We start from the raw sequence: 12,344 nt of genomic DNA on the forward strand, positions 1-12,344 counted from the left end.
CAATGCACCATACCGGTTCCCTGAAGTTGAGGACAAGCCGTTAGCTTTAGGATTTAATGAAGCCGACCAACGCTTCGAACTCAGGTCCGATTCAGGAGCCGACACGTCAGAGAGCTAAAACGTAGGACTGCCTAGTCAACCGATGATGCCGTCTCCAAATTTACACGACGCATATTTGTCAGGCTTGATCGTAGACAAAGAGGGACGCGCAACTATTCTCTTTCGTGATATCAGCGGTCGAAAGCATGAGCTACACCTTAAGGGTGTAGAACACTTGTTGGCTAATGACTTTCGACAGGGAAACATCGTTTTAGATGTGGAGATCTTCGAAGAATGCGCTGTTGATAGAGCACTTCTCATCGAACTGTTCGGTCAAAGCCATTTGGATGCAAGGCCCGATTTTGAATCAGAGATAAGAAGCAGGATTAAGCGCGGTGACTTGAAGCTTGTCTCAGTTGACCCTTCATACGGCTGCTTTCTTGTTTGCCTTTGTAAGGAATACTCTTGGCGGCCTGAATCATAAAGGGATTTTCGCTGTTCTTACTCTCCATCACTTTTTTCTTCTCTCAGATCGCCTGGGCTGGACACGTTGGACGCCAAGGCTTCCACGATAGCGGGGCCTCCCCGCCGAGCAGCCAAAACATGGCCGACTGCGCCGGCATTGCAGTCATCCCGCAGCCATCGATCGTTACAGCGAGAACAACGCCGGCGAATATGCAATGCGTCGTCACAACTGCGCCGCTCCGTGCCTGCAAGCCAAATCCACCACATTATTTGAGCCCCTGCCGTAAAGCCAATACTCGCCTCTGCCAAAGCCTCAAAGACCAAAGCTTGAATAATTCAGTACCGATCAGGAAGCTCACCTTGGCCACGACGGCAATGTTGGTGGGTGCGGAAGGGAGCAGCCACGGGATGAAAAACAGTGACGGCACACCGAGAACCAGCCGAAACGGGAACTGGGCATACGCCAGCACTATTCCAGAGCGTTTTCTCCGGAGAAATAAAGCCGCAGAGAGGGGGATCGAAATGTATAAAATGGTGGCAAGGACTGCGACTGTTAAAGGCAAGAGACTACCCAGCGATGTTGTCGTTTCCCAAGCCCTGTTCAGGTCGGAGTTGATTGGGACACGGTGTGCCCAAAACCTTCCGATTACGTACCACCCAAAGAAAGCAAGATCCACTATTCCCCAAAAAACTGGAACCCTATCCAACACAAAGGACCTCGATCAAACTGAGCTGTTCTTTCGGTGTCTGCCTGCAGGTAAAGTATAGTTTCTGAAGTCGCTCGGTTTCATGGATCGCCAGAATTTCTCTCAAGGCCTTTAACAGAATTCAAGCTGTCGCTAAACTCTAGCGGACTATTTTTGGGGCCGGCTTTCATCGAGAGCCTGCTATCTTTCGATCCTTCCTTAACTGACACCACCTGTTTCTTTTCCCACCCCTATCGCCTCGGCTGGACGGGATGGACACGGAGGCTTTCGCGATAGCGGGGAACTACCTGACGAGTGTGGCAAAAGATTGCCGACGCGCCGGCATTGCGGCCTCGCGCCGCAGCTTCAAAGGCGCATCGGCGAAAAATGAAAGATCGTAGTGGCGGCCCCTCGCCGACGAATAATCGCGACACCGGAACCCGCACCCGTCGTCAGCCGAGGCCCGTACGGAACCTAATCGCGTTGATTTGTGGTTGGGCTCCAAAACGCCTGGCTAATCAGTGGCGAGGCGTTCAGTCGCTTCACAACCGCATCCAGTTCACCTCGATCCAGAGCCGTCGCGGCGAGGGTCGCTTCCATCTCTACTTCCTCCTCACCGAAAGCATGTATCTTCAGATCATGTGTCGGATAGTTGCTGCGCCGCAATTCGTCTTCAAGGAACCTCAGCGCCTGCTTCTGATTGTTTCTTTGAGCAATGACGTAGACGGTGTTCGTCACCTCAACGGACGCGGTATCCAACGGTTCCCGGTTAATCGCATGAACGACCGGCCGCAGCAGCGTGTTCGCAGCCAAGACGAAGGCTGTTCCCGATATGGCCTCCAAGATCAAATCCGCCCCGGCGCACGCGCCAACGGCGGCCGAAGCCCAAAGCGTGGCGGCCGTATTTAGTCCCCGCACATTGCCTTCCTCCCTCATGATCACACCCGCCCCAAGGAATCCAATACCGCTCACGACATATCCGATGACATGAACGGCGCCGTCATGACCCTGCAAGCGGTTCGCCATATCGACGAATACCGCGGCACCCACTGCGACGAGGACATTCGTCCGCAACCCGGCGGTGCGCTGCCTGTATTGGCGCTCAACACCTATGAGTCCCCCGAGCATGAAAGCCGTGACGAGGCTCAACAGCGTATCGATGAGCGATATGACGTTGACGTTCTGAATAGCTTGCATCGATCTGCTCGTTACCGCCACGCGTCGATGAGCACCCACGTACCAATGGCAACAAACCCGACGCCGGCGACGAGTTTCAGGGCGCGAGGTGGAATGTACGCCGAGAGTTGTGAGCCAACAAGTACCGCAATCAAGCTGGACAGCACGAGGGCACCTGCCGACGCTGCAAACACTCCTACCTTGCTCGCACGTTCATCCGCTGCAAAGAGAAGAGTCGCGAGTTGTGTCTTGTCGCCCAGTTCGGCGAAAAACACCGTGACAAAAATGGGCCACAGCTTCATCATTGATTTTCCCTTTCGCCAATCAGATGGTCTCCTCTTTTGTAGATGGTATCCTCTCGACTGTATATTACGTTTGCATGCTTCTGACAGCAGAATGCGGCTTCGCATACTATCGCTCGTTCTCCTGACAATTCAGTTACCCGAGTCCGCGAGTGAATTTCCGAAGACTTCCTTCGCGTGAGAGACCGGAGGGACGCTTAGGGAGGTGCGGAGCGATGATTGTGGCTGGACGGGATGGACGCGGAGGCTTCTACGATAGCGGGAACTGCCGAAGGAGTGACCAAGAGACGGCTGACTGCGCCGGCATTGCGGCCATGCCGCAGCCTTAAAGGCGCAGCAGCGAGAGCAGCAGGACATCACTGCCGTCGGTCGTCATCGCATGATCGCGAAGCCGGAGCTGTCCGCCCGTCGTCAGCCGAGGGCACCTTTATTCCCCTACTCGTACGAGCGACCCCTTCTCCTTACACACGTTGAACGTATGGTGAAACCACAACACCATTGCGGTGAGATAGAAGAGGTTCAAGCCGGCCGCCCAGCTCAGATGCATGCCGGACAACGTCCCGCTCGCGATCACCCCGCGCATGCCCTCGAAGACGTGAGCCGCCGGGTTCATCCAGGCGACGGGCTGCAGCCACTGGGGTAGGACATCCATCGGATAGAAGACGCAAGAGACCGGCTGAAACAGGAACACCATGCCCCAGGCGAGCACTTCCGCCTCCTGCCCGAACCGCATGATCAGCGAGGTCGTGAAGACGCCGATCGTCCACCCGGCCACGAGTAGGTTCAGGACGAAGGGGATGAGAGAGAGACCGATCTTGAAGATGTTGTAGTCATAGAAGAAGAACGCGGCCACCACCATGACGATGGAGACTGCCGTGACCTTGAACACGCTGATCGCCATCGTCGCCGTCAGAAACTCGCTCGGCTTGAGCGGACTGGCGAAGAGGTTCATCAGGTTGCGCGCCCAAATCTCTTCGAGAAACGAGATCGTGATGCCCTGCTGCGCTCGGAACAGCACGTCCCACAGAATCAAGGCGCCCAAGAAGAAGGTGACGACGCCGGGAATCTGCCCCTGGAACTTCATCAGATAGAGCGTGATGAAGCCCCACACGACGAGATCGAGAAACGGCCAGTAGAAGATTTCCATCAACCGCGGCAGACTGCGCCGGTAGAGATACAGATGGCGAGCGATCAATGCGCTGATACGGTGCAGCTTCATAGGAATGGTGGTATGGCGGTAGAGTGGTAAGGTAGTACGGCGGCTTTACTTACCCCTCTACCACTTTACCTCCCTACCACCTGTTTTACTCTTCCCGTGCCAGTTTCAAAAAGACTTCTTCCAGGTCCTGTTGCCCGAAGCGTGCGATGATCTCCTCCGCCGTGCCTTGGGCCACGATCTTCCCGCGCTGAAGAAAGATAATGCGATCGGACATCTCTTCCATCTCTCGCATGTTGTGGGAGGTGTAGAGGACGCTCAGCCCGGTCGATTGCCGGACCTCCTTGAGCAGCGAGCGAATCTTGTGTGCGATGTCCGGATCGAGGCTGGCCGTGGGCTCGTCGAGAAACAGAATCTTCGGCTCGGTCAAGATGGCCTTCGCGAGCGCCAAACGCGTCATCTGACCCGAGGAGAGCTTGCGCGTCACCTTCGTGCGGAACTCTTCCATCTCGAGAATCTTGATCACGTCGTTGATGCGCCGACCGATGTCGTTGATGCCGTACAGCTTCGCAATCACCCGCAGGTTCTCCTCGACGGTCAACGAATACGGCATCGAGATGTACGTCGAAGAGAAATTGACTTGGCTCAGGATCGTCTCGCGATGCCCGGCCAAGTCGAGCCCGAACATCCGGATCGAGCCGGCCGTCGGCGTGATCAGGCCGAGCATCATTTGAATGGTCGTCGTCTTCCCCGCGCCGTTCGGGCCGAGCAGCCCGAGAATTTCACCCTGCCGGATGTCGAAGGAAATCCCATCGACCGCAGTGAACGGGCCAAACCGCTTGGTCAGATTTTCGACTTGAACGATCGGTACAGGCATAACCATTCGGCGACCGTCGCCGTGGCGAGTGCGACAGCGGCGACGACGGCCGGCGGATGAACTCAGTTGAACAAGAAGTTTCCTATTTTATCAGGAAGGTGGCAGGTCTCACACTTGTTGCTGAGGACCTTGCCCTCGTATTGCGTCTTTCCGTCGTGACACCGAAAGCAATCGGCGAGCGCCGCTCGACGGAGCTTGCTCCCCTCGGGATGGGTGGGATAATGGGGCTCGCTGTCCTCGGACACGTGACCGCGGGGAATCACGATCGGATAGCCCTTGATCGGCGTGCCATGCACGACGCGCGAGTGGCACGTGGTGCAGCCTTCGCCCTGTCCCCGTTTCGTGAACGCGTCCATGTGTGTGCGGTGGCTCATCACCAGTCCGACGTCTTTCACCGGCGGAGGCAAGTCCCGAGGCGCGACTTCGGACACGCGCAGGATCGCTTGATGGCAACCGAGACAGACGGTCGAGTCCACCTTGGCCTCCAGATTATCGGCATCGGTCGGCGTCCCGAACAGATAGATGGCGAGGTCCTTCGTGCCGTTCCACGCCTTGTCCTGTAGCCAGTGCTCGAAGCCCGGCCGCACATGGCAGGCCACACACGTCACCTCTTTGTGCGTCGACACTTTCCACGTGTCGTAGGACGGCTTGATGTTATGGCAGCTCGCGCAAAAGTCGGGGTGATTCGTGAGCGGGACGCCGATGCCGCCTATGGCCAACGCGCCGACCACGAGGCCCATCATCACATAGGCGGTCTGCTTGCGGATCATTGTTTCGGAAAATGACGCACCAGCAGGTCGCAGAGGCCCTTGATGTCGTCGGGATGATAGGTCGGCACCGACACATCGACAGGGGTATTGGAGACAACGGCGAGGAGCCCTTCGGGTGAGACTTGAACTTCCCCCATGTGATCTCGGACGACCACGATCTTCGGAAAGCCCTCGCTCTTCCAGCCTTCTGCAATGATCAGATCGAGGTCCTTCTCGAGAAACCGTTCGCGCAGTTCTTCGACCCGCACCTCGCTGGAGACATCGGCGAACATCGCCAAGCTGCCTTTGGACACGACGATCACCGTGCTCGCGCCGGCCCGCTTATGCCGCCAGCTGTCCTTGCCTTCCGTGTCGAGATCGAACCCGTGGCCGGCGTGCTTGATGGTCGCCACACGATAGCCGGCGAGCACGAGCTCGGGAATGAGCCGCTCGATCAACGTCGTCTTTCCGCTATTCGAGCGGCCGACGAAACTCACGATTGGAACAGACATCCTTACACCTTCTTCAACAACAGCCTGACGCCTGCGTATGCACAGCAGGAGTATCGGCCCCGTCGGTCCAAATCTGCGGCGTCAGGACCTGTACGTCCACGACATCCCCGGGATTGACCCGCTCGACATGTTCGGGGACATCAATCAGGCAGTTGGCCTTCACCATCGAAGTCAGGATGCCGGAGCCTTGATCGCCGGTGGTGCGGACTTTCAGCACGCCGTCCTCCCGCGTCAGCACTCCGCGGAGGAAATGCCGGCGGTCGTTCCGCTTCGAAAATTTTTCCTGAAAGACCGCTTGGACCACAGGCCGTCCATACGTGCGGTGTCCCGACATCTTCAAGATCGCGGGACGGACCAGCTGCTCGAACGTGACCATTGAGGACACGGGATTGCCGGGCAGCCCGAACGCGAGCTTGCCCTGAATCTTCCCGAACGCCAGCGGCTGTCCCGGACGGATGGCGAGCTTCCAGAAATTCATCTCCGCGCCAAGCTCCTTGAACACCGCCTTCGTGAAGTCATAATCCCCCATCGACACGCCGCCCGACAGCACGAGGATATCCGCCGTCAACCCCTGCGCGATCTTTTCTTTCAACGCGACCGGATCGTCTTTCGCAATGCCCAGCAAAACCGGGATGGCCCCCGCTTCTTGAACGGCCGCGGCGATCCCGTAGCTGTTCGAATTGATGATCTTGTCCTCGTTGAACCGCTCGTCCAGATCGGCCAGTTCATCACCGGTGGACAGAATCGCCACCCGCGGCCGCTGATAGACGAGCACGAACGGCTTCGCGAGAATCGCCAGCATGCCGACTTCGGCCGACCGGATTTGCGTGCCTTTGGGAATGATGCACTCGCCCTTCCTCACATCTTCCCCTTGAGGACGAATATTCGCGCGCAGCTCGACCGGCTTGAAGATCCTGACCGAGTCGGCAGACGGCTCCGTATCTTCGACCTTCACCACCGCCGTCGCGCCCTTGGGGATCGGCGCCCCCGTCATGATGCGGATGGCCTGTCCGGGACCGACCACGTTTGTCGCCACTTTCCCCGCCGGCACTTCCTCGATCACTTTCAGAACCACGGGCTTGCCGATCGCGTGCTCCTGCTTCAAGTCCTCCCAGCGCACCGCGAAGCCGTCCATCGCCGAGTTATCCCACGGCGGGTTGTCGCGCGCGGCCACGATGTCTTCCGCGAGGACACGCCCGACGGCCTCGAGTAAAGAGATTTTCTCCATACCAAGGACGGGGGCCGCGGCAAGGGTAATCTTTTGCGCCTCGTGCAGAGGCGTCAGGTCAGATTGCTTCAGGTCCATGGCTTAGAAGTGCTGAGTAGCGAGTGCTGAGTGCTGAGTCGGAAGAAAGCCCGATTCTACTCAGAATTCAGCACTCATTACTCAGCACTATTTTTTCTCCCTTAGTGTTGGTGCGACGACTTGATGCGTAGCAGCGAGCCGCTTTTTTTACAAAACGCATCGACCTTGTTCGCGATATCGTGATACGCCTCGGCCGTCGGCGTATCGGAATAGAACATGGCGAACGGCTCGCCCGCATCGCATTGCGTGACGACCTCCGGGTCCAACGGGATGCGCCCAAGAAACGGCACGCCCATATCGAGCGCCGACGCCTCGCCACCGCCCCTTCGAAAGACCTCGATGTGCTTCCCGCAGTGCGGGCAATCGAGCCCGCTCATGTTTTCCACGATTCCGATGATCGGCACTTCGCTGTCTTTACAGAAGGTCACCGACTTGCGTGAGTCGAGCAGCGCGACCTCTTGCGGCGTCGTCACGATCACCGCGCCGCTGACGGTGCCGAGCAGATCGATCGTCGTCACCGACTCGTTGCCGGTGCCAGGCGGAAGGTCGATCAGCAGGAAATTCAGATCCTGCCATTCGACGCCGCCCAGCAACTGATTGATGAACTCGTACTTGTAGGCATCGCGCCAGATGATCGGGTCGTCGGAATTCTGGAGTAGGAAGGACATCGATGCGATCTTGAGGTTATAGGCCTGCCAGGGAATGATGCCGCCCGTGGTGCTGACCTTCAGCTTCTGGCCCTCGGCGCCGAGCATCTTGGGGATGTTCGGCCCGTGGATATCCATGTCGCAAATCCCAACCTCATGCCCCTTTAGCGCCAAGCTGACCGCGAGGTTCGTCGTGACGGTGCTCTTACCTACACCGCCCTTGTTGCTCATCACGAGCACCTTGTGCTCGATGCGTTCCATGCGCTTGGCGACGAGCCATCGGCTGTGCCCTTCCTTGTCCTTCTGGCACGTCTCGTTCTCATCGCAGATCGCGCACGCCCACATGTAGGTGCAGACGTCGCTGTTGCTTGGTCCCGACGGTTGGATGATCTTCAGTTCTTTTGGCATCGTGGCTCCTGGACTCTATCGTTCGGTCCGTGACTCGACCGTCACCTTCGTATCTTCTCCACCGTGTGCTCAAGGACCGGCAGCAACACGGCCAGATTTTCCTTCGCGCCTTTAGGGCTGCCCGGCAAATTCACAATGAGCGTCCGCTTTCGGATTCCCGCGATCCCCCGCGACAGCATCGCGGTCCGGACCTTCCGCAAGCTCTCCTGCCGCATGGCCTCCGCGACTCCGGGAATTTCTTTCTCGATGACATCACGCGTCGCTTCCGGCGCCCAGTCCGTCGGCCGCACTCCCGTGCCGCCGATCGTCAGGAGCGCATCCGGATCCAGGTCATCGCACAAGCGCACCAGCTCGTCGCGAATCCATTTGCGGTCATCCGGCACCGTGTCATACGCGATGATCGTTCCCGGAATCTCCCGCACCATCTGCTCCAAGGCATCACGCCCGCCGTCCGGCTGCTCGCCCGACACGATCTTGCTGCTGATCACCAGGACGGCGACGCGGACGACGCGCGGTTCAGCGGCGCCCGCTGGAATCGGGGACGGACACATAGTCGCCGGTGGTCGCCATGGCAGGTTTGGGGATCGGCCTCGCGGGCACGGTGGGCCCGGTCGGCTTCTCCGTCTCAGCCGTGGGCTTCTTCCCGAAAATGCCGGCGCTGATGATCCCGACCTCGTAGAACACGTACATCGGCACCGCCATCAAGCACTGATTGAACGGATCCGGGGTCGGGGTCAGGATCGCCGCGACGAGGAAGGCACCGAGGAAGGCCCACTTGCGATACCGCTTCAAGAACGGTGCATTCACCCAACCGAGTTTCGCCATCAGCGTGATGGCGAGCGGCACTTCGAAAATCAACCCGAACACCAACAGGAACCACAACGCGAATCCCACGTACTGCGCAATCGAGAGCTGTGGAATGAACCCCGCATTGACGCCGTAGGAGATCAAAAAATTCAGCGCAAACGGCAAGACAAAAAAGAACGAGAACACCAGCCCCGAATAGAAGGCCATCGTGCTGATCAGAACGAAGGGTCCGACGAAGCGCCGTTCATGACTGTGCAGGCCGGGGACGACGAACTGCCAAATCTCCCACAAGATGTAGGGCGTGGCCAAAACGATCGCGAACAGGCCGGCGACCTTGACGTTCTGCCAAAGGGCCTCGGCGGGGGCCAAGAAGACGAAGGGAATCGTCGGCAAATCCGTCGGCACCCATTCGAGGCTGCCGGGGACGAACATGTTTTGGAGCGGCACCCGCAGCCACTGGACGAGGCTGTCGGCAAAGAAGAAGGTCCCCACGAAGACGAGGCCGACGACGACGACCGTGCGCGTGAGCCGGACCTGGAGCTCCACCAGGTGCTCCATGACCGGCATCTTTTTATCTTCGAGGGGCGCGAAGACCGAGTCCTGCAGCCACTTCCCGAAACGCCTGAAATCCACCTCAGTCCTCGGCTCCCGCTGCCGCTACTTCGGATTCACGGCCACGAAGAGATTGTTCCCCTGCCGGCTCAAGAGGAGGACGGCCATTTCGTCCTTCTTGATCTTGGCCGCCGCCTTCTGATAGTCGTCGAGCGACTTGATCGGCTCGTGATTGATCTCCTGGATCACGTCGCCGCGCTGCAGCCCCGCCTGCTCAGCCTGGCTTCCCGACTCGACATTGTTGATCACCACGCCGGTCGTCTTGCTCGGCAGGTTGAGCTGACTCATCGTCGCCGCATCCAGCGTTTGCACGCGCAACGCCGCGAGCACGTTGTCCGGGGGCTTGACGGTCTCTTGCGGCGGCGCAGCCGGCTCCTTCCGCGCCAACATTTCATCGGAGGGCCGCTCACCCACCTTCACGGTGAGGATCTGCTCTTTTCCATCGCGCAGGATCTTGAGCTTGGCCTGCCGACCGACCAAGGTCCGCGCCACCATGTTCCGCAACTGACTGACGTTCTTGATCTCCTTGTCGTCGAAGCCGATGATGACGTCGCCGCGCTTCAACCCGGCGTTCGCCGACGGTCCATCTTCGTTGACATCACTGATCAGCACGCCGCTGCGGCGCTGCTCCGGCAGCTTGAACGACTTGGCCAACGCCGGAGTGATCTCCTGAATGGCGATGCCGAGCCAACCGCGCACGACCTTGCCGGTCTTCATTAACGATTCGGTGACATCCATCGCGATCGTGCTCGGGATGGCGAAGCCGATGCCTTCGGAGCCTCCGGTTCGTGAAAAAATGGCGGTGTTGATGCCGATCAACTCGCCGTTCATATTGACGAGCGCGCCGCCCGAATTCCCCGGGTTGATCGCCGCATCGGTTTGGATGAAGTCTTCGTAATCCGCGATGCCGACATTGCCACGCCCCAACGCACTGATGATCCCAAATGTCACCGACGAATTCAGACCGAACGGGCTGCCGATCGCGAGGACAAAATCACCCACCTGCAGCTTGTCATAGTCCGCCCACTTGAGATAGGGCAGATTGTCGGCCTCGATCTTGATGACCGCGAGATCGGTCTTCGGATCCGCGCCCACCACCTTGGCCTTGAACTCCCGGCTGTCGTGGAGCGTGACGGTGATCTCCGTCGCGTTATCCACCACGTGATTGTTGGTCAAGATATGACCACGTGGATCGATGATGACGCCCGACCCGGCGCTCTGCTCGGGTCGGCCATGCGGACCGGGCGGGAATGGCGGGGCCGGAGGCTCCATGCCGGGCGGCTCTTCCCCCGGAGGACCACCAGGAGGCCCACCGGGAGGGCCACCACCGGGAGGGCCGAACGGCCCGGGGGGCAGCGGCCGGCGTCCTTCCCGACGCCCTTCCCCTCCACCGACGACGGCGACATTCACGACGGCCGGCGTCACCTTCTTCACGATTTCAGCAAAGCTCTGCATCCCGCCCGGCGGAACAGCGCCGCTTGCCTCGGGCGTCGCGACCGGCGCGCCGCTCATCGTCCATGCGGCACTTACCGTGAGCACGGCGATCACGGCATACAATCGGATTCGCTGAATCATCGTACGGCCTGTTTTTTCGGAACACGTCGCAATCGTTTCCATATCCCTCGTCCCTTGGCGTCGTTGGCAGATGGTGGTGGAATATTGGATGAAACGCGTTGATTCTACACTAAGCGCGGGCGTTCGTTCAAAGACAAAAACCTACGCGGGTTGCGCGGTGGCAAGCAGGAAAGTCAGGCTTGCTCGCCGGATGGGCATCGTCAACCGGCCCGACGGTCTGCCGACAACTCTGTGTCTCGCTTCTCGATCCAGGCGTCCTGCAAATTGTGGATCATGCGCTCGGCGGCATCGTTCATCGAGACGACGCGCAGGGTATTCGGCGCGGCCGCGTACGACGGTGGCCAGACATGGCGAACAGGATCCTGGGGCCTCAGCCAGATCACCGGGTACCACTGATTGATCCCAGGGGCCGTCGGCCAATCGAGGGTTGCCCATCCTCGTCCTTCGGCTCGGACCACTGGCACGCCGGTGTTCAGATCGACCAGCGCCACTTCCAGCAATGACCAGTTGTCTCGGCGCCACCCTGGCTGCGCGTGCGTCACCCAGCCTAAAAACAGCGTCACCGGGTATTCTTGCTCGGTGCTCGATGCGACGACCAGCACGAGATAGTCGAGGCCGTATTGGCGCTTGAGATCGCGAAACTGACTGGGGTCCCGATTATGCTGAAGTGCCGAGGCCGGGAGAATCTTGTCGATCGAAATCAACGTCATCTCGGTGATCTGCTGCTGGAGCTGTTCGGCCAGTCGCATCAGCGCGCCTTCCGGCGGAGCGGGAGCAGCATCAGCCGCCGATGTGTCGGCGAGAACGAGAAGACCGGCGTGAATCGGCCGAGGCGGAAGCGACGCCTGTTGCGACTCCGCCATGGCAACCGGCCCGAAAAATGTATCGAGCCGGCTCGGCGGAACGCCCGACGCACAGCCCGGCATCGCGACGAGGACGAGAACGACTGCAAGCCACATGGGTGTTTATCCCATTATCCGCTACCCCTGAGCTTCTTCTATACGTTCACCCGTGGCCGGCGGCTCTG

At 59.2% G+C, this 12,344-nt stretch carries 12 protein-coding genes; all 12 read right to left on the reverse strand.

The genetic code is table 11. The features are described 5' to 3' along the window. Window positions 1-1,664: 1,664 nt before the first annotated feature. Complete coding sequence (locus tag AC1U7K_RS05155; RefSeq protein ID WP_480249789.1) at window positions 1,665-2,387, reverse strand: MgtC/SapB family protein; 723 nt, start codon at window positions 2,385-2,387, stop codon at window positions 1,665-1,667. A gap of 11 nt (window positions 2,388-2,398) precedes the next feature. Then, complete coding sequence (locus AC1U7K_RS05160; RefSeq protein WP_480249790.1) at window positions 2,399-2,671, reverse strand: TMEM165/GDT1 family protein; 273 nt, start codon at window positions 2,669-2,671, stop codon at window positions 2,399-2,401. A gap of 424 nt (window positions 2,672-3,095) precedes the next feature. Next, the gene (locus AC1U7K_RS05165; protein ID WP_480249792.1) at window positions 3,096-3,887 is read right to left on the reverse strand and encodes an ABC transporter permease; all 792 of its coding nucleotides are present in this window, start codon (window positions 3,885-3,887) and stop codon (window positions 3,096-3,098) included. A gap of 85 nt (window positions 3,888-3,972) precedes the next feature. Further along, complete coding sequence (locus tag AC1U7K_RS05170; RefSeq protein ID WP_480249793.1) at window positions 3,973-4,701, reverse strand: ABC transporter ATP-binding protein; 729 nt, start codon at window positions 4,699-4,701, stop codon at window positions 3,973-3,975. A gap of 62 nt (window positions 4,702-4,763) precedes the next feature. Then, entirely contained in the window at window positions 4,764-5,471 is a 708-nt protein-coding gene (locus AC1U7K_RS05175; protein WP_480249795.1) for a cytochrome c3 family protein, read from the reverse strand. Then, the gene (gene mobB, locus AC1U7K_RS05180; RefSeq protein WP_480249797.1) at window positions 5,468-5,962 is read right to left on the reverse strand and encodes a molybdopterin-guanine dinucleotide biosynthesis protein B; all 495 of its coding nucleotides are present in this window, start codon (window positions 5,960-5,962) and stop codon (window positions 5,468-5,470) included. Before mobB ends, AC1U7K_RS05175 begins: the two co-directional genes overlap by 4 nt. A 13-nt stretch (window positions 5,963-5,975) precedes the next feature. Beyond that, window positions 5,976-7,268, reverse strand: a complete 1,293-nt coding sequence (locus AC1U7K_RS05185; protein WP_480249799.1) for a molybdopterin molybdotransferase MoeA — start codon at window positions 7,266-7,268, stop codon at window positions 5,976-5,978. A gap of 101 nt (window positions 7,269-7,369) precedes the next feature. After that, window positions 7,370-8,323, reverse strand: coding sequence for an Mrp/NBP35 family ATP-binding protein (locus AC1U7K_RS05190; protein WP_480249801.1), 954 nt, complete (start codon window positions 8,321-8,323; stop codon window positions 7,370-7,372). A gap of 41 nt (window positions 8,324-8,364) precedes the next feature. After that, complete coding sequence (locus AC1U7K_RS05195) at window positions 8,365-8,874, reverse strand: MogA/MoaB family molybdenum cofactor biosynthesis protein (protein ID WP_480249802.1); 510 nt, start codon at window positions 8,872-8,874, stop codon at window positions 8,365-8,367. Then, window positions 8,840-9,763, reverse strand: coding sequence for a twin-arginine translocase subunit TatC (gene tatC / locus AC1U7K_RS05200; protein WP_480249804.1), 924 nt, complete (start codon window positions 9,761-9,763; stop codon window positions 8,840-8,842). Before tatC ends, AC1U7K_RS05195 begins: the two co-directional genes overlap by 35 nt. Window positions 9,764-9,787: 24 nt before the next feature. Beyond that, window positions 9,788-11,317, reverse strand: a complete 1,530-nt coding sequence (locus AC1U7K_RS05205; protein WP_480249805.1) for a DegQ family serine endoprotease — start codon at window positions 11,315-11,317, stop codon at window positions 9,788-9,790. 200 nt (window positions 11,318-11,517) lie between these two features. Continuing rightward, window positions 11,518-12,276: a hypothetical protein gene (locus tag AC1U7K_RS05210; protein WP_480249807.1), complete on the reverse strand. Its 759-nt coding sequence runs from the start codon at window positions 12,274-12,276 to the stop codon at window positions 11,518-11,520. Between the last annotated feature and the right edge of the window lie 68 nt (window positions 12,277-12,344).

The sequence above is a fragment of the Nitrospira sp. Vd2 genome, assembly GCF_979581665.1.